Origin of the sequence: Streptococcus mitis, assembly GCF_022137125.1 — a bacterium.
Lineage (GTDB): Bacteria > Bacillota > Bacilli > Lactobacillales > Streptococcaceae > Streptococcus > Streptococcus mitis_CE.
The window spans coordinates 26,199-49,043 of the sequence record NZ_JAKNEQ010000010.1 but is presented as its reverse complement, the minus strand read 5'-3'; the positions used below and the strand labels follow the sequence as shown (position 1 = coordinate 49,043).

The following is a 22,845-nucleotide window of genomic DNA, read 5'->3' as shown; positions in this document are numbered from 1 at the left end:
CTCTCTATTCAAATAATGTAGTCAAAATGGAAGCATTTCCCAAAAGCACCAAGATTCCCATCACAATAATGAGGAAACCACCCACTTTTTTGAGGGTTCCGAGGTAGGGATGAAGTTTTCGGAAATGTTTCAAAACATAGCTGGAAGCTAGAGCTAGAACCAAAAATGGTAGCGCTAGACCCAGTGTGTAAACCAACATAAGACCAGCTCCCTGCCAAGCACCTGAGCCACCTGAAGCCGCTAAAGCCAAAACAGAGCCAAGAACCGGCCCCACACAAGGCGTCCAAGCAAAACTAAAGGTCAATCCTAGTAAAAATGCCTGACTATAGCCGTTACCCTTTTGCCCTTGTCTCTTTAATTGTAGCCTTCTTTCCTTGTAGAGTCCCTTCAAATGTAAGACTTCCATCTGGTGCAAGCCCAAGAGAATGATGACCGCACCCGTCACATACTGAAACCAAGGGGCGTACAGCAAATCTCCTAAAAAACCAGCTCCATAACCCAGCAAGATAAAAATAAAAGAAATACCCGCTATAAAGGCCAGAGTTCGCAATAAACTGACAACAGAGATTGAAAATTTGCTACTAGAAGTCTGAGCACCATCTTTGTCATCCAACAAGACCCCTGCATAGACCGGTAACAAGGGTAAAATACAAGGAGAAAAGAAGGAGAGAATTCCAGCAAGAAACACACTGATAAAAAAGATTATATTATCCATTGCCTTCCTCCATTCTTTGATTTGATAAAACTATTATAGCCCCAAAATTCCAGAAAAAACAGGGACAATGATAGGGAAAAATAGGAATTTAATCAGGTTATGTAAAAAATGTTGCAAAAAAAGCCAGACAAGGTCTGACTTTGATGGAAACTGAAAAGAAAATTCACTAGTCTTCCCTACTTATCTGATAATAAATAAGGTCCGCAAGATAGCCTTTTCTCTCTACACCATTGGTAATAGTCTTTAGATAAGACATTCCAGCCTTCTCCATGACACGACCTGAAGCTGGATTGAGACTGGCATAACGTGCCTTGACTTCTTGAAAACCTGCTTGAGTAAAACAAAAGTCCAAGACAGCTTTCAAGGCTTCTGTCATAATCCCATGTCCCCAGTAAGCCTTGCCTAGCACATAGCCAATTTCACAACTTGAATCTTCCTCATCCATCTCAACGATACTGATATCCCCGATCACTTGCCCTGGGTTTTCTTTGAGACAAATGGCCCATTTGTAATAGTTGGGATTAGCATAGGAGGCAACCCAATTTCGAATCGAGTTTCGAGTGATTTCGACATTAGAATGGGGATCCCAGGTGACATAGGTTAGATTCTCAGCGGATGAAGCCCAATTCTGAAACATGGCTTTTGCATCACTTTCCACAAATCTTCGCAAGATTAAACGATCTGTCTGTAATATTTGCGTACCGATTGCTTTCATGACGCTACCTCGCTTTCTGATAGATGATTCTCTGCCCAACCTCAATTTAAATTTACTTTGCTTTTTAATTTCAAGGTAATAAGCTAAAAAGGTCTCTCGGACCTTCCTCGCTTTCTCATTTATAGGCTCAGGGTAAAAAGACTAAACTCAGTAATAACTAAAAAACAAGTTTTTCATCTAGTTCCTTGACGCAGTCGCTGTCTGGTTTGAAATGCGCTCTAGCAAGCTTTTTCAAACCTAGTCATCGTTGCGGGGGTGAGACGACGAAATCGAACTCTGTGAGTTACCGATTTCTGTCTCACTCCCAAAAGTCATCGAATACGGTGATTGGTAGGTGGCGTTTATGTTGACCTTTGTGCCACCAGTTTTCGATTTTTGCTTGGGCTTCTGGGCTGATTGTTTTGCCTTCTAGGTAGTCGTCAATCTCTTCATAAGTGACTCCGAGGGCCACTTCGTCAGCTAGACCTGGTTTATCTTCTTCTAGGTCTGCCGTTGGGATTTTTTCATAAAGGGCTGGGTCTGCACCAAGTTCCTGTAAGAGTTGTTTTCCTTGGCGTTTATTGAGGCGGTAAAGAGGGAGAATATCCGCACCACCGTCACCAAACTTGGTAAAAAAGCCTGTGATATTTTCCGCGGCGTGGTCTGTTCCAATGACCGCTCCGCTATGGGCACCTGCCAGGGCATATTGAGCAATCATACGGCAACGAGCCTTGATATTGCCCTTGTTAAAATCTGAAACAGGACTACCTGTCGCTTCAACTGTAGCTGTCATAGCATCAGCAGATTCCTTAATATTAACTACCAAGCTGACATCTGGCTGGATGAAGGCTAGAGCTTTTTGAGCATCTGCTTCATCAGCTTGCACTCCATATGGCAGGCGGACAGCGATAAATTTGTAGCTGTCGTCTCCCGTTTCTGCTCGCAGTTCTTCCATAGCTAGTTGAGCCAAACGACCTGCCAAAGTCGAGTCTTGTCCCCCAGAAATCCCTAGTACAAAGGTTTTAAGGAAGGGATGTTTTTTCAGGTATTTTTTTAAGAAGTCAATGGAACGATGGATTTCTTCCTGAGCGTCAATCACTGGCTTAACCCCTAGTTGCTGGATAATAGTCTCTTGCAAACTCATTCTTCTTCTCCTTCGCCAAGGGCTTCCTTGCGCATTTTGTCAATCAAGTCCATCTTGTCTTGCCATACATCACGCGCCAAATCCACTGGATAATGTTGCGGATTGAGTACGCGCTTGTACTCATCCCAAAGCTTGTCAAATTCCTTACGAGCATAATCCTGAATCTCAGTCAAGCTAGGCAGGTTGTAAATCAATTTTCCGTCTTTGAAGATATCCACTAAGAGAGGAACGGCATCAAAATTACGAACCGTCTTCTTGATGTAGGTATAGGTCGGATGGAACATTTTGATTTCCGTCATGTCACTCACATCCACACCGTCATAAGTGATATAGTCTCCTTCTGACTTGCCTTTTTCACGACTGGTAATGCGCCACACCTGTTTCTTACCTGGCGTAGACACTTTTTCCGCATTATTAGAAAGCTTGATGGTATTGCGCATGTTCCCATTTTCATCTTCGATCGCAACAATCTTATAAACTGCACCAAGAGCTGGCTGGTCATAGGCTGTAATCAGCTTAGTTCCCACACCCCAGACATCAATCTTGGCCTTTTGCATCTTGAGGTTGAGGATGGTATTTTCATCTAGATCATTAGAAGCATAAATCTTAGCCTCTGTAAATCCAGCCTCGTCCAGTTGCTGACGGACTTTTTTGGAAATGTAGGCAATATCCCCAGAGTCAATCCGCACACCCATAAAGTTAATCTGGTCCCCCAACTCACGCGCCACCTGAATGGCAGCTGGTACACCGATGCGAAGGGTGTCATAGGTATCCACAAGAAAGACACAGTTTTTGTGGGTCGCAGCGTAAGCCTTGAAAGCTTCATAGTCGTTACCATAAACCTGTACCAAGGCATGGGCGTGAGTCCCCAAGACAGGAATATCAAAGAGTTTACCAGCACGCACATTGCTGGTTCCATTAGCTCCACCAATCACCGCTGCGCGTGTTCCCCAGATAGCCGCATCCATCTCTTGCGCCCGACGTGTCCCAAACTCCATCAAGGGTTCATCTTCAATGACTGAACGAATACGAGCTGCCTTAGTCGCCACCAAGGTCTGGTAGTTGACGATGTTCAAAAGAGCCGTTTCGACCAATTGACATTGAGCTAGAGGGCCTTCCACCTGCACAATCGGTTCATTAGCAAAAACCAAGTCCCCTTCTTGGGCAGAACGAACGGTCAACTCCAACTTGAAATTGCGGAGATAGTCCAAGAATGACCCATGATAGCCCAGCGACTCCAAATAGGCAATATCGCTATCTGAAAAACGCAAGTCTTCAAGATAATTCACAATTCTTTCCAAACCTGCAAAAACTGCATAGCCATTTTTAAAAGGCTGTTGGCGGAAATAAACCTCAAAGACCGCCTTTTTATTGTGAATCCCTTGGTCAAAGTAAACCTGCATCATGTTAATCTGGTACAAGTCCGTGTGCAATGTCAAACTATCATCTGGATACATACTTTTCCTACTTCCTTAACTAGAAACCAATGAAAATTTCAAGAACTTTCATGTGTTCCAATAAATTAGTACTATTATAACACATTTTGGCTGGATTGAGAAAAGAGTAACAAGCTATTCTCCACTCTCCAGTTCATCCATATCTTGTTCAAATTTTTTCTGAGCCCATTCGCCATAACTTTTAAGGCCGAGATTACCGATAAAAACCCAAGGAAGGTAAATCAGATAAGTAATGACCCAAGCAGATAAGTATTTAAGGTTCAAAGGATTGTGCTGATAAATTTCTATGTTGAATTGATAATTCTGCAACATCAAAAGAGTCGTAATAGCCAAGTTTAGGAAAAAACAACCCAAAATCGTAAAATGAAAACGACTATAGTAGGTCACTCCCAGATAACGGGCACGATTGAAAAAGAAGAAAATTCCTACTATCAGAGTATACACTAGAAAATTCGGATTAAAAAGAGAGGGAGCCAACACTGCCACCAAATAGCTTAGAAGCACAAGCCCAATGAAGAGGGTAAAAGACTCTGCCCCAGCTTTATTGATTAGTTGTTCTTCTCTTTCGTCAAGTAATTGATAATGAATAAATTTATTTACCATCTTCTTCCTCCCAAAATAATTGGTCTAGGGTTTTCCCTAAACATCTGCAAATGGACTGGCAGAGCGAGAGACTGGGATTGTATTTCCCTGCCTCTATCAAACCAATAGTCTGGCGTGTCACACCAACAGCCTCTGCCAGTTGACCTTGAGTTAAATCAAGCTCAACCCGAGCTAATTTTAATTTTAAATTTTTAGCCACCTGCGTCCTCCTTATAGTTTTAATACTCATCTACTCTTAAAAAATCCAAAACTAACACAAGCTGTCAGCTATTTATTTTAACCTCATTAATTAGCACTCCAATATTATCTTCAACCTAAAATCAGTATGTTGGATTGTTTGAAATAAACTTCCTAGTTTACTCTTTTATTTTTGTTTAGTATTAGCTTTAGTAGAATCTTTTAAACGAGTTTTTATTGCTTGTACTTCTTGTTTAGTTTAGTTGGTTTCATATTACTATTATATAATGCTTTTGGAAATGAGTCTAGTATAAGTCAAAAACGTGGTGAACAGCAAGAGAAGGAGCATACCAAGATGACTGATTTTTTGCTGGTTTTAAGTATGCAAAATAATACTAAACGAAACTAAAATGAATACTTCTTGCTTTTCTTGAGAGTGAAAAAGTACAATAAAATGATTGTAGTGATTACCACAAGATACTGACTAATAGACATCGTATTTGAAGCCACAAATACAGGTAAAGAATAAAAAGGAAGAAGTTCAATTGCTTTGATAAACAAATCATTACTAGTATTCATCATAATCGTATTTAATATATTAGGGATAAAGAGTAGTAAAGCAACTAAAATACCAAATATCAAGCCACTTTTCAATTTGTATAAATAGAAAATGTAAGATAATAGAAAATAAAATAGGACTAACAAAATTGTATTGACTACAATAGCTACTATAAAATCTAATCCTAAATCACCTGGAACACCCAATTTACATACGATGACTAGTAGCACAATGCCATTCAAAGCATAAATAATAGAAACTGAGATGGCATATAGAAAATTAGACAAGACGTAAATCATCCGATTTTTCTTTTGATTATAAAATAAACTGATCGTATTGTTAGAAAAATCCCTGCTAATAATTCGGTTAGCATGTATAACAGCCATTAACATACCGAGCATAGCATAAAAATTTGAAATATGCTTAATACCAAGTGATGTCCCTTGAGTCTTTAGAATAAAGAATGTAACCAGTATCGGCGGTATAAACGAGATAATCAATCCGAGATATATTACGCCTGATGAATATAAATCTCTTATATTTTCCTTAAGAAAATTCAATTTATTTAATTTCATGATTATAACCTTCCTTTATTTTGAACGATTTAGATAAATATCTTTAAGCGTCTCTTTTTTAGTTTCAAAATCAACTACTTTAATAGAGTTTTCGTTAAAAAATTTAAAAAGCTCACTACTTTGAATATTCCCAGACATAGTAATTTTCAGTCCCTCTTCCTGAACAATATCCCCAAATTCTTGTTTGGTAAGGAAAATGTCTTTATCTGTAGCTGATGAAAAAGCTATCTCAAACAAGCAATTATGTCTATCTTTTCCTACTTTTTGGAATGTCAAAAGCCCGTTCTCCAAGAAAAGGACCCTCTCACAAATTTCTTCAATATCTTCTAATTTATGACTCGATATTAAAATTCCCACATTTTCATGTAAAGCTAAGTTTTTTAGAACTGCTAAAACTATTTGTGATGATTCAATATCTAAACCATTAGTCGGTTCATCTAAAATCAATATATCAGGTTCCGTAACGAGAGTTAGAAGCAAAGCTAATTTTTGTTTTGTACCTAAAGAATAGGTCTTTACTTTTTTATTAATAGACTGAGTCAAATCTAACTCTTGGATCAAACTTCCAAATCTTTCTTTATTGTAGTCAACACCATATAAATTTGACAAATATTTTAAATTCTCTAAACCTGTTTTAGATAAAAATAATTTTGGTTCTTCGATTAAATACCCAACATTATCACTACTTATAATATTCCCTGAAGTCGGTTGATTATTCTGAACAAGAATTTTCATCAATGTACTCTTGCCAACTCCGTTTCTCCCTACTAGACCAACAATTTCACCCTTATTAAGTGCAAAATTTATATCTTTGAGAATGATTGAATGAGCATAATGCTTACTTACATTTATAACTTCCATTTTTTATTCCTCCATTAACATTCTTGGTTTTCTCTTTGATTCTCATTAATTTTAAAAAGTTGCGCCTCTTTTTAACAACATTATATCATATATCTAACTTAATGCAATATATAAATGTCATTTTGTAAAATTTTATTAACAAAAAACTCTCTACCACCTAAATGATAGAGAGTTTTCTGCTTATTCAATTTTCTCAAAACATCTACAGCATCGTAGGATTTCACATCTAATGTCTTAGCTACGACTGTATTGTCCTCAATATCGTCTAGAAAGACACAATTTGTAGATTATAACTGCTACTTATCGATAGTTACTCATATCCATTAGTCCACCTCCATACTTATGTCAAGCCCCCTCTTTACTTTATGATTTCATATTCTCCTTACAAATCTTTTTGGTAATAAAATCTTTTTCCTGTGTAGGGATAGTCTTGTAAGGTAAAAACTTCCTTGTAGCCATGCATTTTATAAAAATCTGGAGCTTGAAACTGGTAAGTATTGACAAAAGCAAAACGACAGTTTCGATTCTTAGCTTCAGTTTCTGCTTGCTGCAATAGGTTTGAACCGAGTCCTTGCCCTCTCAGTTCTTCTTTTACAAATAAATACTCGATTTCTAGCCAATTTCCAAAAGTCTCTGCTATCAAACCTGCCATGAGATTGCCCTTTTCATCTTCGACATAAAGATTAAGTGGCTCACTTTCAGCCTCTTCTCTTTTTGAACGGTTATAAACACGAATCAGATTCCCTATTTCTTGTGATTTATGGGATTCCTTATTTTCCAATCTAAAGTACATCTAAACCTCCTTAAACACTGTTACAGCTTGATTATAGTCTTATTTCAATAGACTGTCAAACTAGCAAAAACTCACCAAGCTAAGCTGATGAGTTTCAAATCTATTTTCTAAATTTCCACTGGCTATAAATCCCGAAACCGATAATCCAGATAGCTGAACCGATTGCTCCGACAAATGTAGACTCTTGTAGAAAGAGAGTTACAAAGACAAAGACAAAGAAGAGCATGGTTAAAGGATTTAGGAAACGATAATGGGGCATGAGATAACCATCTGCCATAAAGTCTGGTGACTTGCGATACTTGAGGTGAGCCACCATAATCAAGATATAAATGGCGATATAGACACCTGATGATGATGCCGTAATCAAGGCAAAGGCATCGGAAACTCCTGGCAAGATGTTAATAAAGGCTGCTAGGGCAATCAAGATTGCTGAGGCAATGATGGCATTTTGTGGCACGTTGTGGCGAGAGAGAGTATCTGCCTTAATTGCTTTTAGGAAGCGATTTGGCGAATCATGGGCAATCTGATACAAATGACGACCTGTTGAGTAGAGAGTTGAGTTAAGAGCAGATGCCGCTGATGTCAAAACGACGAAGTTAATCAAGGCTGCCGCCCACTTGACTCCTGCCAATTCAAACACTGTAACAAAGGGAGAATCAGCCGATGCAAGTTCACGCCACGGAATGATAGCCATGATGGCTAAGAGGGCACCACCGTAGAAAAAGGCGATACGCAAAGGAATTTCCTTAACGGCTTTTGGCAAGACCTGACGTGGATTTTTTGTTTCTGAAGTCGTTACCCCGATAAACTCAATCATGAGGTAGGCAAAGAAAACCATCTGGAAGGCCATGACAAAGTTAACTCCACCATTTGGGAAGAGGGAGAAATTGTCAGCAATATTGGCCAAACTTGCTACTCCATGTGGTGTCTTAAAGCCTGTCAAGACCATAAAGACTCCTGTGGCAATCATGGCTAAAATAGCCACAATCTTGACCATCGCAAACCAAAACTCAACTTCCCCAAAGAGTTTCACCGCAATCAAATTGACCAAGGCTAGAATAGTCAAAAATCCAATCTCAATCATCCAACTTGGCCAGCTAGGGAACCAGAACTGAACATAGTGAGAGATAGCAGTGATTTCCGCCATACCGATAAAGACAACGGATAGCCAGTAAGACCAAACCGAGAAATAACCCCAGCCCTTACCTAAATGGCGCGTGATAAAGTTGATAAAGGTATGTTGCTCAGGGTCTTGGTAGAGCATTTCCCCAACCGCACGCATCATGAGGAACATGAATGCTCCCGTAATCATATAAATTAGTACAATAGAAGGACCTGTTAGGCTGATAGAGCGACCTGCTCCCAAAAAGAGTCCTGTTCCGATTGTTCCTGCAATGGCCATAACCTGCACGTGACGATTGGTCAGACCACGCTCCATCTTATTTTTTTTCTTCTTTGAACTCATAACGTCTCCAATTCAATTTAAAATGGAAAAAGGAGTGAGTGAAGCGCACTGCCTCCTCACTCCTTTTTTTTATTTTTAGGCTGTTTTTTCAACCTTCAAGATTTTTACATCATAGCTACCAACAGGTGTTTCAATAGTTGCTGTATCACCTGTTTTCTTACCAATCAAGGCTTGTCCAATTGGGCTTTCATTTGAAACCTTACCTGCAAAGGCATCTGCACCCGCTGAACCTACGATAATATAAACTTCTTCTTCGTCCTCACCAATTTCTTGAATAGTGACTGTTTTACCAATCGCTACTTCATCATCGGCAACTGAGTCGCTATTGACGATTTCAGCATAACGGATTTTTGTTTCCAAGCTAGAGATTTGTCCTTCAACAAAGGCTTGTTCATCCTTAGCCGCTTCGTATTCACTGTTTTCAGAAAGATCACCGTATGAACGGGCAATCTTAATGCGTTCTACCACTTCTGGTCGGCGAACCAATTTCAATTCTTCTAATTCTTTTTCAAGTTTTTCCTTTTCCGCAAGGGTCATAGGATATGTTTTTTCTGCCATTTTTCTCAACTTTCTTTCGATAGTATTGAATCTCTATCTGAGATTCTCATTGTTGTAGTCTTAGTTTGAACTACTATTTTGAGTAAGTTTGCTATTGACATGTTCAGCTACATTACGATCATGTTCTTCCTGTGTCACTGCGTAATAGACTTTACCATCTGTAACATTGGCTACAAAGTAGAGGTTCTCACTCTTTGTTTGGTTGATACTTGCTTCAATCGCGTCCTGACTTGGACTATCTACTGGACCAGGCATCAAACCAGGTTTGGTATAAACATTGTATGGTGAATTAATCGATGTGTCAATTCCAGCATCATCTGCTAGGCTAATATTTTGACCAAGTTTCCCTTGGGCATACAAGATTGCAATATTGCTTTGAAGAGGCATGCCGAGATTCAAACGGTTGTAGAAAACACCTGCAATCAACTTACGGTCTTCAGTCTTAGCACCTTCTTTTTCAACAAGTGAAGCAATTGTTAGCAATTCATTGACTGTCAAGTTTTTAGACTTAATTGCACTATAGTGCGGCGTCAAGGTCTTATCCATAGCTGCCAGCATCTCATCAATCAAACTTTCAATAGTTGTGCTTTCCTTGATAGAGTAGGTCGCTGGGAAAAGATAACCTTCCAAACGGTAACGAGCCCCACTTTCTTTCGTTGGCAAGCTTTCGAGTAGGTTTGGATATTTAGCAACTTCTTGACTGATAAAGTTGTCATCTTGCACTTTAGCCAAGAAAGCTTCCGCTGTCAAAGGTTCTTTAAATTCACCTTGTAATTGGCCTACAGCTTGGGCAATTTGATCAATGGTATATCCTTCTGGAATAGTCAAATCTGCGAGTGAAGGTTCTTGAGGTTCAGGAGTACCACCTTTTTGGAGTTCCTTAATGATATCCTCTGTACTCATGCTCTTTTGCAAATTGTAATATCCAGCCTTCAAATCTGAATAATTTTTATATTTAGCATAAAAAGCAAAAATCACTCCGTGTTTAATCACACCAGAATTTTCAAGTGCTGAGCCAATCTCTTGGACATTGGCTCCTTCTGGGATTTGAACGGTTACATACTTCTTAGAATTAGCGTCAACTGGTAATAAAGATGACTGGACATACTGGTAACCGAAGTAACCACCTGCCGAAATCAAGGCAAGGAAAATCAGTAGAGAAATGAAGAAAGCCTTCAAATGTGATTTTTTCTTCTTGACAGGTTTAACAGTCTCACGACGACTACGACTCGGAGTTTCAGAAATGACTTCAACAGCTTCCGTTTCCATAACTGGTTCTGGTTTTGTTACTTCTTTCTGAGGCTCTTTTTTAGCTTCAGTCTTATAAGAAACAGCTACTCTTGTTGGAGTTACGTTGAAATCTTCTTCGACCTTTTGTGGACGATTAGTCTCTGGCCCTGGAACCGGTCTTGATGGACTTGCTTCAACTGGTGAAGCTGGAACATCTTGACTAGGGTGACGAGGAGTAATCGGAGCTTCTACTCTCGATTCATCTGCCGGTGATGCAGGCATATCCTCACTAGGATGTTTTGGAACACGTGGTGCATTCTCCATAATTTTTTCAACAGCTGATAGGGATGCAACCATAACATCTTCATCTGCGAGTTTTGTTTCAGGGACAAATAGAGCTTCTTTTTTCTCTGCAAGTTCAGTGGCCTCTTGGCGAATCCCTTCATAACGTTTTACTTTTTCTAAATCACGTAAAATCTGCTCTTTAAAGCTTAATTTTTCGTCTTCTCTTGGCTTTTCACTCAAAAGTTTATCCTCCTCGTTGACAATCCATAATATTATATCTTAAAAACGAAAGAAAAGCAACCTAGCATGCTTTTCTAGCTTATTTTTTAGCTTCCCAGACCATATCATACCATGTTTCCCCTGCAAAGGTTGACTGGGACTGGCCTTCATTGACAAATCCATGTTTTTCGTAGTAAGTAATGAGATAGTCATGACAGGTTAGGTTAATGCCTTCTCTTTCGTGTTCAAGAGCTAGTTCTTTCAAAGCTGTTAGCAATTTCTGACCTAGTCCTATTCCCTGTGCCTCCTTGGAAATAGAAAGACAGGTCACAGAGATATATCCCCCCGGCTTATGACTATAGTCTGCTATCTCTTCTGTAAAAGACTGGTCTTGCAGATGGCGGTGGGGGCCAACTGGCCCTTCTATATACCCCATGATTCTGCCCTCTTTTTCTGCAACCAGAAAAGAGGTCTGAATTTCTCGCAAATGCGCTTCAAATACCGAACGAGGAATGGCTTCTTCTACCGAGAAATTCTCTAGTTCAATCTCGATAATCCGATCCAAATCTTCTAATTTTGCTTGTCTGATTTTCATTGTGCCTCCAGATAAAAGGGATTAAACCAAATCATACTATACCCCTGACCAGCTGCATAATCTTCTTCATCAATAAAACCGTTCATTTCAAAGTAGGAAAGCAACTCATCAGGACTCTCCAAACGAATACCTTTGTAATCCAGCTCAACTGCCACCTCTTTCATGGCCGCAAGAAGAAGTGTTCCCAAGCCCTGTCTCTGATGGCCAGACTCAATGACTAAAGAATGCATTTCTAGACATTGCGGATTATGTGGCTGCGGACCACCTAGAACATAGCCCAGAAGCTGATTTTCATCCCTAGCTAGAAGAAAGGTATCCGCATACTTACGGATACTTTCTTCTAAAATATGGGAAGGTTGCTGCTTTTCAGCTGGAAAAGATGAAGCCTTAAGTTCCTCTATCTCAGCCAAATCAGACTTACTTGCCTGAATGATCTTAATAGGAATTTCCATGGGAAAATCCTATTGAACATTGCTTGTCAAGTTAGACAAGAGTCGCTCAAATGAGTATTCATAGGTTTGGATATCTCCTGCTCCCATAAAGACGTAAACAGCATTGTCATGGTCTAGGAGTGGAGAAACATTTTCAACAGTGATCACTTGGTGTTTCTTATTGATTTTATTGGCTAGGTCTTCTACCTTAACATCACCATGGTCTACTTCACGAGCAGATCCATAAATTTGCGCTAGGTAAACTGCATCCGCCTGGTTCAAAGCGTGGGCAAAGTCGTCCAACAGGGCAATAGTTCTAGTAAAGGTATGCGGTTGGAAGATTGCTACGATTTCCTTGCTTGGGTATTTTTGACGAGCCGCATCCAAGGTCGCAATGATTTCTGTTGGATGGTGAGCAAAGTCATCGATAATCACCGTGTCATTGACAATTTTCTCAGTGAAACGACGCTTAACACCGGCAAATGTTTTCAAGTGTTCACGCACCAAGTTCAAATCAAAGCCTGCTGTGTACAGCAATCCGATGACTGCTGTCGCATTCATGATATTGTGACGACCAAAGGTTGGGATGTGGAATTGTCCCAACTCTTGCCCACGGAAGTGAACGGTGAAGGTTGAACCAGTTGTAGAACGAAGAAGATCGCTAACTACAAAGTCATTGCCTTCAGCTTCAAAGCCATAATAATAGATTGGTGCATCAGACGTAATTTTACGTAACTCAGCATCTTCACCGTAGATAAACAAACCTTTGGTAATTTGTTTAGCATAGTCGTTAAAGGCATTGAAAACATCTTCTAGACTTGTGAAATAGTCTGGATGGTCAAAGTCAATGTTGGTGATGATAGAGTATTCTGGGTGGTAAGGCATGAAGTGACGCTCATATTCGTCAGATTCAAAGACAAAATATTTGGCATTGGCTGAACCACGACCTGTCCCATCTCCAATCAAGAAGCTAGTATCTGTGATATGAGACAAGACATGAGATAACATACCTGTCGTTGAAGTTTTTCCATGCGCTCCAGCAACTCCCATGCTGACAAAATCGCGCATAAAGCTACCTAGGAATTCATGGTAACGTTTGTAGCTGATGCCATTTTGATCCGCATAGGCAATTTCGACATTGTTATCTGGACGAAAGGCATTTCCAGCGATAATTTCCATATCTCCATCTAGATTCTTTTCATCAAAAGGAAGAATGGTAATTCCTGCCTGCTCAAGACCACGTTGAGTAAAGTAGTACTTTTCAACATCTGATCCCTGTACCTTATGCCCCATTTGGTGCAACATCAAGGCCAAGGCACTCATACCTGATCCCTTAATTCCGATAAAATGATATGTCTTTGACATGTTTTCTCCCCTATTCCGTAATTCTTGTCAGATTCAACTCTTGGGCAACCTGACGTTCTTGTTCTTTTTGTTGATTCTTTTTATTGTAGATTTGGCTCTTTTTCAGAAAATCATAGTTGTTTTTCTTTGGGCCTGCAGTTTCTGCTTGCTCAGTTTGAGTAGAAATATGGCTCACTTCTTCCGCCAAGATGTAATGAGACTGGGTCAGTTTTTGACTGTATTTGACAAATTCGCCAGGATTTTCCTTTTGGAAAGGCGCGGTAGGTTGATTGCCCTGTCTAACCAGACTTGGCTGAGAATGGCGTCTTGTAGGAGTAATATCCTTAGTCAGATAACTTGCTGAGCGTTTCTTTTTCAAGTCCGCACGCGCTTCTTCACGTGCAACCTCCGCATAGCTCTTTCCTTCTTTTTTTACTCCTAAGCCAACCTTCTTAGGTTTATCTACTGGCTTTTCAAGCGGTTTGACTGGTTTTTCTTCAGTAATAGGGGCCCATTCCAGATAATTCTTATCACAGTATTCTCCCTTGATATTACTGATAAAGTCAGATTCATCGTAGAGGTCCATAACCGGCATCTCAGTCAGCATGACCTCATCATCTGACACCAATGGAAATCGTTCTTCTCTCATTTTCTATTTCCTTTCAACACTTCATTATAGCGTATTGTCTTGATTTTTCAAGTGCTGGCTTCAGAAATTCCCAAAATTTCTCTAATTTCTGCTAGGCTGAGACTGCCACGTGACTCTGTTCCATCCAATACTTGTGACACCAGATGTTTCTTTTGTTCTTGGAGTTCCTGAATTTTTTCTTCAATGGTTCCCCTGGTCACTAAGCGATAAACCTCAACCGTTTCTTCCTGCCCCATCCGATGGGCACGGCCAATGGCTTGCGCTTCCACCGCAGGATTCCACCAAAGGTCAACCAAAATAACCGTATCAGCACCTGTCAGATTCAGACCGACACCACCAGCCTTGAGGGAAATCAGAAAGGCATCTCTTTCCCCTTGGTTAAAGGCTTTGGTCATGTCTTGTCTTTCCTTGGCTGGGGTTGAACCCGTAATTTTAAAGGATGTCATGCCCAAGTCTGGCAGTTCTTGTTCTATTTTCTCCAACATTCCCTTGAACTGCGAGAAAATCAAGACACGGTGTCCGCCGTCTGCCACCTGGACCAGCAGGTCTCGAAGACTATCCAGTTTACCACTGGCTCCCTGATAATCCTCCATAAAGAGGGCAGGAGTGTCACAGATTTGGCGCAAACGCATCAGACCAGATAAGATTTCCACACGACTTCGCTGAAATTCCTGATCTGACACTTGAGACAGACGGTCTCGCATCTGTTGCAACTGGGCTAGGTAAATAACCTTTTGCTGGTCTTCCAGTTCATTTTTATAAACCACTTCAATCAAGTCTGGCAATTCGGTCAGAACTTCTTCTTTCTTGCGTCGCATCACGAAAGGCTTGATAAACTGAGCTACGCGCTCAGCTGGCAATTTCATAAATTCTTTCTTGCTTGGCAAAAGTCCTGGCATGACGATTTGAAAAATAGACCACAACTCACCTAGATGGTTTTCAATAGGAGTTCCTGACAAGGCAAAAACTGACGGTACCACAAATTGTCTCAAGGTCTGGGCGATCTTAGTCTGAGCATTTTTCATGACCTGAGCCTCATCTAAGAAAAGGAAGTCAAAGGCCATCCCCTGATAAAGATCACTGTCCTGACGGAAAGTAGCATAACTCGTCACATAGATTTGATGGCTCTCAGCAAGAATCTCTTCACGACTAGTTTTCAAACCATGAACAACAGCCACATCCAACTGTGGGGCAAATTTTTGAAATTCATCTGCCCAGTTGTAGATCAAACCTGACGGAGCTAAAATCAAGACACGATTTTCTTTTGACACTTGGCTGGTCAGAAAAGCAATGGTCTGAAGGGTTTTCCCAAGTCCCATATCATCAGCTAAAATCCCACCAAAACCATAATGATGGAGCATTTGCAACCAGCCGATTCCCTTTTCCTGATAATCTCGCAAGTCAGCCTGAACCTGAGTTGCTTGTCGAGGAAAGTCCTCTGGATGCGTCAAATCGTGGGCCAGATTTTTGAATTCTTGTGAAAAAGAAACACGATCTCGCCCTTCAAAGAGATGAGCTAAACTGTAGGCTAAGGATTTTCGAGCTTGCAAGGAGCCATCTTTTAGTTCAAATTGCCCCAGTTCCTGTAAGTTTTGGCGAATCTTCTTGGTTTCTTCATCGAAAAAGTAGACTTGATTAGACGAATCAATGTAAAAATCTTGATTGGCAACCAAGGCCTGCATGGCTTGGTCAATTTCCTCTTGGGCAATATCTTGAAAATCAAACTGGATTTCCAAGAGACCTCCCTTGGAAGCAATCTGCACTTGAGGACTCGCTAGACTATATAGTTCTTCTAACTTGTCTGATAGGTTAACATGCCCGAGTTTTTCAAAGACTGGGATGATATCATGGAAGAAATGATAGACAGACTCTGCTTTTAAGGCCTGACGCCAAGATTGAAAGTCCGCTTCAAATCCAGCTGCCAAACAGACTTGGAAAATTCTTTCTTCTAAGTCAGCATCACTCGAAAATGGTAATTCTTCTAACTCTTGTCGGCTAGATATCTGCTTATCCCCATAATCAAACCGGATTTCCAGACGAATCCGATTATCCTCTTCCCTGTCAAAGTAAAAAGAGGGAGAAAAAGTTTTGATTTGTAGACGTTCTGGAGCTGAGACGTTCCCCATCTGGCTAAAGAGAGTCAGACAGGAAGCCAATTTATCTCTATCACTGCTATCAAATTGCAGGAATTTCTTCCCATGTTGATCCAATGGCAACGCTTTGATTTCCTTGAGAAAACGCATCTGCTGGTCTCTTAGAAAATAAAACTGTCCTTTATGGAAGAGTACGTCTCCCTGATAAAAGACATTGACCCTTGGACTCTCACTGATTTCCATTTCAAAATAATCCGAGTATTCTGTTACTGTAAAGGCAAATATATTGGCATCCGCATGCAAATCCTGAAAAAGCAGAGTCTGGTAGCTATCCACTTGATGGTCAAATTGAAAATGCGGCAAGGTCATCAGCAAATTCACACCCTGCTCAAAAAAGGTCAGAGGAAAAAAGAGGTGCCGACCTTGGTTTTGGAAAAAAAGCTCTGGACTAAGTCCTTCCTCTACTAGTCCGCGCAAGAAAGTCAGAAGTTCTTGGCTGGCCTCATCAAAGGCTTCCCAAGACAGAGACTCCTCATAAATCTTGCCAATCATATAAGACTTTCTCTTCTCAACAACTCTTAAAAATAGTGGAATATCCCGAATGACATAGTATTTTTGGCTATTGATTTGCCCGATTCTAAGCGTCCACAAGATATGATTAGTTCCTGCTTCCACCTGACCCACAGCTGATAATTCATAGGCTCGGTCTGATTTTGGAGACAAGATTCGATCCAAAAACTTGCCACCCAAGGTCACCTTGGTTTCAACGGCCTCTTTTTCTTCATGACCTTCTTCCAGACTCTGCAAGATTTCCTGACCGCGCTCATCATTTTTCAAAAAATGCTCCAGCGCTGCCAAATGCACACAGTAGCCCCTCCTTTGGAAAAAATCGCAAGCACAAAAAACCAAATCATCCTCTAAACTATAGCGCAGTTCTTCTTCTGAAACGCGAGCGTAGAGCCGATTGTTCTTTTCCTTGATAATGTCAACCTTACCAGTTTCATAAAGGGCAACGCCTTCGATACGGACCTTCCCCGGAATCAATTTAGCCATATTTTTACCTTTACCTTATCTTTTTATTATACCATATTTTCGCCTATGAAAATAGCCTTCTAAGGATACTTTTCTCCTAGAAGGCTGGATTTTTAAAGTTTAGCAAAAGTCGTCACAATTCGCTGACAAACTTCTTGCAACAGAGATTTAGGCATGGCTACATTGAGGCGGGCATGGAGACTTCCTTCCTCCCCAAAATCCAAACCACGGTTGAGGATAACCTTGGCTTCATTCCTCAAAAGCTCTTGCAATCTTTCATCAGTCAGGTCATAAGCTGAAAAATCAAGCCAAATCAAGTAGGTTCCCTGCGGTTTCATGACCTTGATTTTAGTCTCTTTACCAAATAGATCCACCACATAATTGATATGGTCTTCAAAGACTTGCTTGAGTTCCTCTAGCCAATCCTTCCCATAGCGATAGGCAGCTTCTGTCGCCAAATAACCCAAACCTGAGATTTCATGCTGATTATTAGCCAACTGACGTTTCTGGTAAGCCGCTCTCAACTTAGGATTTTCAATGACTGCATAGGAATTTTTTGTCCCAGCGATGTTAAAGGTTTTAGTGGCACTGCTCAAGACGATAGCAAATTCTTTAAAGTCAGGGTTGATGGTATTGAAGGAATGATGCTTGTGACCAAAGAGGGCCAAATCTTGGTGAATCTCATCTGAAACCAACAAAACACCATGTTTTTGACAGAGTTGGCCAATCTTTTCCAACACTTCCTTTTCCCAAACACGTCCACCAGGATTGTGTGGGTTGCAAAGGATATAGAGTTTGACATCCTCTTCTACCAAATCCTTCTCCAGTTGGTCAAAGTCAATCTCAAACAGACCATCTTTTTCCACCAAAGAATTGGTAATCAATCTGCGATTATTTAACTTGACACTGCGAGCAAAAGGTGGGTAAACTGGTGTGTTAATCAGAACTGCCTCGCCTTCTTTTGTAAAGGCTTGAATGGCTGTCGAGATAGCTGGTACCACACCCTCGATAAAGACAAGAGCCTCTTTGTCAAAGTGGTAACCGTGTTGTGTTGCTTCCCACTTTTGAACTTCGTGAATTAACTCTTCACTGGCATAAGTATAGCCATAAACCAGTTGATCTGCGTAAGTTTGCACTGCTTGGCGGATTTCAGGCAAGACTACAAAGTCCATGTCTGCTATCCAAGCTGGTAGGACCTCGCTATCCGTTTCTGCTTCTTTCCATTTATAGGTATGATGCCCTAAACGATTAGGCAGGCTTGTAAAATCATATTTTCCCATCTTTGTCTTATCCTTCTAATGCTTGGCGCAAATCTGCAATCAAATCTCTAGCATCTTCAATCCCAATTGACAAGCGCAAAAGGTCATCTGTCAAACCATAAGAATGGCGAACTTCTGCTGGAATATCAGCGTGAGTTTGAGTTGTTGGATAGGTGATAAGACTTTCCACTCCACCCAAACTTTCCGCAAAAGAGAAGACCTTGAGACTATTCAAGATATGAGGAATGCGTGTTTCATCCGCTACCTTGAAGGAAATCATGCCTCCACGCCCAGTGTAGAGAACTTCCTTAACTGCTGGAGAATCCTTCAAAAAGGCAACCACTTCTTGGGCATTGGCTGTTGAGCGCTCCATACGAAGAGACAAGGTCTTGAGACCACGAATCAATTGATAACTATCAAACGGAGACAAGACTGCCCCTGTCGTATTGAGATTATAAAAGAGTTTCTCGTATAGTTCTAAACTATTGGTCACAACCACTCCAGCCAAGACATCATTGTGCCCTGCCAGATACTTAGTCGCTGAATGCAGAACGATATCTGCTCCATCTTCAATCGGACGTTGGTAGATAGGGCTGTAGAAGGTATTGTCCACCACCACTTTGGCACCCTTAGCATGAGCTAATTTTGCTAGTTTTTCTATATCAAATTCCAACATCAAGGGATTGGTTGGTGTTTCGATATAGAGAACATCCACGTCTTTTTCTAACTCGGCAATCAACTCTTCTTCTGTATTGGCATAGGTAAAATGGAAACGACCTTCCTGCTCCACTTGGTTGAACCAGCGGAAAGAACCTCCGTAAAGGTCACGCACTGCTAAAACCTTACTTCCTACTGGGAAAACGCTAAAGGCCAATACAATAGCTGACATCCCTGAGCTAGTCGCTAGGGCATAGTCTGCTGATTCAATGGCTGCCAAGACTTCTTCAGCCTTACTGCGAGTTGGGTTTTTAGTGCGTGTATAGTCAAAACCAGTAGATTTACCAAACTCTGGATGCTGATAGGTCGTTGAAAAATGTAGCGGTGTCACCAAAGCTCCTGTCGCTTCGTCTGACTTGATACCCGCCTGGGCCAAAATTGTGTTGATGTGTAATTCCTTGCTCATACAATACCTCCAAATCTATAGTAACTATTGTACCACTTATTTTCATCAACTCATTTTCTTCTTTTCAAGAGCTAGCTATAGTTTCAAACTATATACTTATGGAGTAAAGCTAAAAAGAATCCAGAAAATATTCCAGATTCTTTTGTGAAAATCCTTGCGAGTGCTTACTTAGACTGAAAGAAATCCTGTTGGGCTAAATAGTCATAATGCTCTTTGTTAAATTGATATTGGCCCACATGCTGACCAATCTGACCGACATCCACGGAAAAAATATAGGCTTCATTTTGATAGTTCCAATTCAGCCTAACTGCATTCAAGACTGGCTTATAAGTAAAATCTTTAACTTGATTCCAAGGCATCTCAAGGACTTGATTAAAACGATTCTCAGTTATATCACTGATGTCCATCAAATAGATCCCCTTAGGTGTGAATGCCAGAATCTTAGGCTTCACACTCGACTGAACATAGTAACTTCCTCCTACAATAAAGAAATCAATAAAAGATTTCAGCCATGTCTTTTTCTTGAAGGCCATCAGAAAATTCTTTTGCCCTTCAATATGACAAGTTGACAGAAATGATGCAATCTGTTTTTCTGTTGCAAACTCCATAATGGCGCCCATGATGTTACCTCCATAACGATTAGTAAATAGGCAGATAAGAACTCTTCACATAAAAGAAGAACTTATCATTAGTTGCATTTTATCTTACTTTTTTAGTAGACAGCATCCCTCCTATAAAATCATCCTAGCATGTGCATACTTCAGTTAACACTGGAAGAGGATTTAAAAATAGCTTCTCACAACTTTTATTATATTCATTATATCATAAATCTGATAAACAATTTAAAAAATGTAAGCACTTTTCTTCCAAATTTGCCATCATTCTATAAAAAAACGACAGCTTCTTTCGAAACCATCGTTTTCTTGAAAAATCCTTATTTGACATGTTTTGCCAATTCTTCTTGGGCTTTTTTATTAGATTCTTCTTTTTCTTTCAACCATTTTTCTTTGGCTTTTTCATATTCGTCTTTCGTAACTGTCTTATCTTGTACTTTGAGGTATTTATATGATTCGACCCCTTTATTACCAGCTAATGAATACGGTGAAGAGAAAGGAACTGTTTTTCTCAATGTTGGTGTTCCGCCTAGTGAAACATTTGGAATTGCTAGAGAGCTATCTACCAACCAAGCTTGGGCATCCGCATATTTTTCATAACGTTTAGCCGGATCTTGCTCCTTATTAGCTTCTTCCAACATTTGAGTGTAGACGTCTAGTCCAACAACCTTGGCCTTGTCATTGGCTTCACCCGGCTCTAAACCTAGATTTTGCAACACTCCACCGGAATTAATATTAAAAATATCAAGGTAGCTTGATGGATCTTGATAGTCTGCGCTCCAGCCACCGTTGTATAGATCGTAATCCTTCTGAGCTGCAGTCTGAGCCAAATAGCTTGTATTATCAAAGTCTTCAGTAGAAAGTTGTTGAATATCAATTACAACATTTTCTGCACCTAAGGCTGCTTCAATAGATTGCTTCATAGAATTTGCCTCTTGGACACCCTTTTTAGCAGCTTGGTCAACTGTCATGTCCAAGTGGATAGGGAATTGGACTCCTTTGACTTGGAGTTCTTTCTTAGCTTCAGCAAATTTAGCCTTGGCTTTGTCAGGATTGTAGTATGGATCTTGGGCATCTGCAAAGTTAATTCCTTGCCATTCCTTACCGTAATTCACCATCTTAGAGGCCACTACTTCACCAAAGTCTTTTCCGTTGATACTTACGAAGTTTGGAGGAACGACTAGGTTACGCAAAATCTTAGTTGCACCATCCTCTCCTTGGGATTGAGCCCCGTAAGCTGTACGGTCATAGGCAAAGTTAATGGCTTGACGGAAGTTTTTATTAAGAACCGCTTCCTGAGTCGATTTCTTTTCAGCATCACTTGTCTTAGAAGTGAATTTATAAGATTTTCTATCCAGGTTAAAGTTTAAGAAATAAGAAGTGGCATCTTGCAAGCTATAGATGATATTATCCTTATTCTTTTCTTTAATCCCTTCAAAGCTTGAACTATTTGGATAGAGACGAGCGTAGCTATAAGCTCCCTCGACAAAGTTACGAGCTAGTGCATCTTGGTCACTACCATCATAATAGGCCAATTTCACATCATCTACAAAGACATTTTTAGCATCCCAGTAGTTAGGATTTTTCTTGAATTCGATGACAGATTTTGAAACAAAGGATTTCATCAAGAAAGGTCCATTATACAAAATGCTAGATGGGTCTACCTTCCCAAAATCATCCCCTTTTGATTTTAAGAAATCTGCATTGACTGGGAAGAGAATGGTTGAAGTTGTTTTTGAGTTCCAATAAGATTCTGGTCGTGTCAAGGTATATTGAACAGTTTGGTCATCAAGAGCCTTAACTCCGACAGTTGAAAAGTCGCTTGTTTTACCAGTGATATAGTCATCTAATCCAGCAACGGATTCTTGCACTAAGTACAAGGCTTCTGATTTTTTATCAGCCGCATATTTCAAACCAGTGACAAAATCTTGGGCAGTTACAGGAGCATATTCTTCTCCATCTGCAGTATACCATTTAGCATCTTTACGCAGTTTGTAGGTATAGGTCAAACCGTCCTTAGAAACACTCCAATCCTCTGCCAAAGATGGAACATAATTTCCATACTGGTCATTTTCCATGAGACCATCTACCAGATTGGTCACAATATCATTTGTTGTTGCACGGTTTTCTGCTAGATAGTTTAAACTAGACGGATCACTAGTATAAACATAGTTATATGTTTTTGACCCTGTGCTAGAATTTCCACACGCACTTAACAAAATACCTGCACTTAACACGACACCTGCAAGTGTTGCATACTTGGCCTTAGACTTTTTCATCTCCAGAACCTCCTGATTTAAATATTTGTCTTATTATACATTACAGGTTTTATTTAGTCAATAGTTTTTTAAGTAAAATTTAAGAAAAATT

General features: G+C 40.2%; 21 protein-coding genes. All 21 read right to left on the bottom strand.

From position 1 onward, the window contains the following. Positions 1–4 precede the first annotated feature (4 nt). Positions 5–715, bottom strand: coding sequence for a thiol-disulfide oxidoreductase-associated membrane protein CcdA2 (ccdA2, locus tag L0P31_RS08680; protein WP_078238106.1), 711 nt, complete (start codon positions 713–715; stop codon positions 5–7). A gap of 166 nt (positions 716–881) precedes the next feature. After that, on the bottom strand, positions 882–1,430 hold the full coding sequence (locus tag L0P31_RS08675) for a GNAT family N-acetyltransferase (protein ID WP_238096546.1): 549 nt from the start codon (positions 1,428–1,430) through the stop codon (positions 882–884). Positions 1,431–1,728: 298 nt separating this feature from the next. Then, complete coding sequence (nadE, locus tag L0P31_RS08670) at positions 1,729–2,553, bottom strand: ammonia-dependent NAD(+) synthetase (protein ID WP_238096543.1); 825 nt, start codon at positions 2,551–2,553, stop codon at positions 1,729–1,731. After that, a complete protein-coding gene (locus L0P31_RS08665) occupies positions 2,550–4,010 on the bottom strand; it encodes a nicotinate phosphoribosyltransferase (protein ID WP_238096541.1) in 1,461 nt (486 codons plus the stop codon). The genes nadE and L0P31_RS08665 overlap by 4 nt, the downstream gene beginning before the upstream one ends. A gap of 114 nt (positions 4,011–4,124) precedes the next feature. Further along, complete coding sequence (locus L0P31_RS08660) at positions 4,125–4,613, bottom strand: DUF6773 family protein (RefSeq protein WP_223336248.1); 489 nt, start codon at positions 4,611–4,613, stop codon at positions 4,125–4,127. After that, a complete protein-coding gene (locus tag L0P31_RS08655; protein WP_001107500.1) occupies positions 4,603–4,812 on the bottom strand; it encodes a helix-turn-helix transcriptional regulator in 210 nt (69 codons plus the stop codon). The genes L0P31_RS08660 and L0P31_RS08655 overlap by 11 nt, the downstream gene beginning before the upstream one ends. A 383-nt stretch (positions 4,813–5,195) precedes the next feature. Further along, positions 5,196–5,924 carry an ABC transporter permease gene (locus tag L0P31_RS08650; protein ID WP_049543346.1) on the bottom strand — a complete coding sequence of 243 codons (729 nt, stop codon included), beginning with the start codon at positions 5,922–5,924 and terminating at the stop codon, positions 5,196–5,198. 15 nt (positions 5,925–5,939) lie between these two features. Further along, the gene (locus L0P31_RS08645) at positions 5,940–6,785 is read right to left on the bottom strand and encodes an ABC transporter ATP-binding protein (protein ID WP_080977898.1); all 846 of its coding nucleotides are present in this window, start codon (positions 6,783–6,785) and stop codon (positions 5,940–5,942) included. 382 nt (positions 6,786–7,167) lie between these two features. Next, the gene (locus tag L0P31_RS08640) at positions 7,168–7,578 is read right to left on the bottom strand and encodes a GNAT family N-acetyltransferase (protein ID WP_080983321.1); all 411 of its coding nucleotides are present in this window, start codon (positions 7,576–7,578) and stop codon (positions 7,168–7,170) included. Between the two features lie 100 nt (positions 7,579–7,678). Beyond that, positions 7,679–9,043 carry an amino acid permease gene (locus L0P31_RS08635; protein ID WP_049543348.1) on the bottom strand — a complete coding sequence of 455 codons (1,365 nt, stop codon included), beginning with the start codon at positions 9,041–9,043 and terminating at the stop codon, positions 7,679–7,681. A gap of 75 nt (positions 9,044–9,118) precedes the next feature. Further along, a complete protein-coding gene (gene greA / locus L0P31_RS08630) occupies positions 9,119–9,601 on the bottom strand; it encodes a transcription elongation factor GreA (RefSeq protein ID WP_000818748.1) in 483 nt (160 codons plus the stop codon). A 60-nt stretch (positions 9,602–9,661) separates the two neighbouring features. Continuing rightward, positions 9,662–11,356 (bottom strand): endolytic transglycosylase MltG, encoded by a 1,695-nt coding sequence (gene mltG / locus L0P31_RS08625; RefSeq protein WP_238096539.1) that lies wholly within the window; start codon positions 11,354–11,356, stop codon positions 9,662–9,664. A 79-nt stretch (positions 11,357–11,435) separates the two neighbouring features. Next, positions 11,436–11,930: a GNAT family N-acetyltransferase gene (locus tag L0P31_RS08620; protein ID WP_238096537.1), complete on the bottom strand. Its 495-nt coding sequence runs from the start codon at positions 11,928–11,930 to the stop codon at positions 11,436–11,438. Continuing rightward, positions 11,927–12,382 (bottom strand): GNAT family N-acetyltransferase, encoded by a 456-nt coding sequence (locus L0P31_RS08615; protein WP_238096535.1) that lies wholly within the window; start codon positions 12,380–12,382, stop codon positions 11,927–11,929. Before L0P31_RS08615 ends, L0P31_RS08620 begins: the two co-directional genes overlap by 4 nt. A gap of 9 nt (positions 12,383–12,391) precedes the next feature. Next, positions 12,392–13,726 (bottom strand): UDP-N-acetylmuramate--L-alanine ligase, encoded by a 1,335-nt coding sequence (gene murC / locus L0P31_RS08610; protein ID WP_214617407.1) that lies wholly within the window; start codon positions 13,724–13,726, stop codon positions 12,392–12,394. A 10-nt stretch (positions 13,727–13,736) separates the two neighbouring features. After that, positions 13,737–14,354, bottom strand: a complete 618-nt coding sequence (locus tag L0P31_RS08605; RefSeq protein ID WP_214617409.1) for a divisome accessory protein ZapJ — start codon at positions 14,352–14,354, stop codon at positions 13,737–13,739. Positions 14,355–14,401: 47 nt separating this feature from the next. Then, positions 14,402–17,500, bottom strand: a complete 3,099-nt coding sequence (locus L0P31_RS08600; RefSeq protein ID WP_238096533.1) for a pilus expression-regulating Snf2 family helicase — start codon at positions 17,498–17,500, stop codon at positions 14,402–14,404. A gap of 92 nt (positions 17,501–17,592) precedes the next feature. Further along, a complete protein-coding gene (locus tag L0P31_RS08595) occupies positions 17,593–18,759 on the bottom strand; it encodes a MalY/PatB family protein (protein WP_049499023.1) in 1,167 nt (388 codons plus the stop codon). Between the two features lie 7 nt (positions 18,760–18,766). After that, entirely contained in the window at positions 18,767–19,861 is a 1,095-nt protein-coding gene (locus L0P31_RS08590; protein WP_020902227.1) for a cystathionine gamma-synthase, read from the bottom strand. A 164-nt stretch (positions 19,862–20,025) separates the two neighbouring features. Next, entirely contained in the window at positions 20,026–20,481 is a 456-nt protein-coding gene (locus tag L0P31_RS08585; protein ID WP_238096531.1) for a hypothetical protein, read from the bottom strand. A 314-nt stretch (positions 20,482–20,795) separates the two neighbouring features. Then, positions 20,796–22,754, bottom strand: coding sequence for a peptide ABC transporter substrate-binding protein (locus tag L0P31_RS08580; protein WP_238096529.1), 1,959 nt, complete (start codon positions 22,752–22,754; stop codon positions 20,796–20,798). Between the last annotated feature and the right edge of the window lie 91 nt (positions 22,755–22,845).

What these genes read in the sequence shown, in the direction of transcription:
- L0P31_RS08600 (WP_238096533.1), bottom strand. Translation starts at nt 17,500, where the DNA reads ATGGCTAAATTGATTCCGGGGAAGGTCCGTATCGAAGGCGTTGCCCTT.
- L0P31_RS08605 (WP_214617409.1), bottom strand. Translation starts at nt 14,354, where the DNA reads ATGAGAGAAGAACGATTTCCATTGGTGTCAGATGATGAGGTCATGCTG.
- L0P31_RS08585 (WP_238096531.1), bottom strand. Translation starts at nt 20,481, where the DNA reads ATGGGCGCCATTATGGAGTTTGCAACAGAAAAACAGATTGCATCATTT.
- L0P31_RS08595 (WP_049499023.1), bottom strand. Translation starts at nt 18,759, where the DNA reads ATGGGAAAATATGATTTTACAAGCCTGCCTAATCGTTTAGGGCATCAT.
- nadE (WP_238096543.1), bottom strand. Translation starts at nt 2,553, where the DNA reads ATGAGTTTGCAAGAGACTATTATCCAGCAACTAGGGGTTAAGCCAGTG.
- L0P31_RS08580 (WP_238096529.1), bottom strand. Translation starts at nt 22,754, where the DNA reads ATGAAAAAGTCTAAGGCCAAGTATGCAACACTTGCAGGTGTCGTGTTA.
- L0P31_RS08675 (WP_238096546.1), bottom strand. Translation starts at nt 1,430, where the DNA reads ATGAAAGCAATCGGTACGCAAATATTACAGACAGATCGTTTAATCTTG.
- greA (WP_000818748.1), bottom strand. Translation starts at nt 9,601, where the DNA reads ATGGCAGAAAAAACATATCCTATGACCCTTGCGGAAAAGGAAAAACTT.
- L0P31_RS08665 (WP_238096541.1), bottom strand. Translation starts at nt 4,010, where the DNA reads ATGTATCCAGATGATAGTTTGACATTGCACACGGACTTGTACCAGATT.
- murC (WP_214617407.1), bottom strand. Translation starts at nt 13,726, where the DNA reads ATGTCAAAGACATATCATTTTATCGGAATTAAGGGATCAGGTATGAGT.
- ccdA2 (WP_078238106.1), bottom strand. Translation starts at nt 715, where the DNA reads ATGGATAATATAATCTTTTTTATCAGTGTGTTTCTTGCTGGAATTCTC.
- L0P31_RS08640 (WP_080983321.1), bottom strand. Translation starts at nt 7,578, where the DNA reads ATGTACTTTAGATTGGAAAATAAGGAATCCCATAAATCACAAGAAATA.
- L0P31_RS08660 (WP_223336248.1), bottom strand. Translation starts at nt 4,613, where the DNA reads ATGGTAAATAAATTTATTCATTATCAATTACTTGACGAAAGAGAAGAA.
- L0P31_RS08635 (WP_049543348.1), bottom strand. Translation starts at nt 9,043, where the DNA reads ATGAGTTCAAAGAAGAAAAAAAATAAGATGGAGCGTGGTCTGACCAAT.
- L0P31_RS08645 (WP_080977898.1), bottom strand. Translation starts at nt 6,785, where the DNA reads ATGGAAGTTATAAATGTAAGTAAGCATTATGCTCATTCAATCATTCTC.
- L0P31_RS08620 (WP_238096537.1), bottom strand. Translation starts at nt 11,930, where the DNA reads ATGAAAATCAGACAAGCAAAATTAGAAGATTTGGATCGGATTATCGAG.
- L0P31_RS08615 (WP_238096535.1), bottom strand. Translation starts at nt 12,382, where the DNA reads ATGGAAATTCCTATTAAGATCATTCAGGCAAGTAAGTCTGATTTGGCT.
- L0P31_RS08590 (WP_020902227.1), bottom strand. Translation starts at nt 19,861, where the DNA reads ATGAGCAAGGAATTACACATCAACACAATTTTGGCCCAGGCGGGTATC.
- L0P31_RS08650 (WP_049543346.1), bottom strand. Translation starts at nt 5,924, where the DNA reads ATGAAATTAAATAAATTGAATTTTCTTAAGGAAAATATAAGAGATTTA.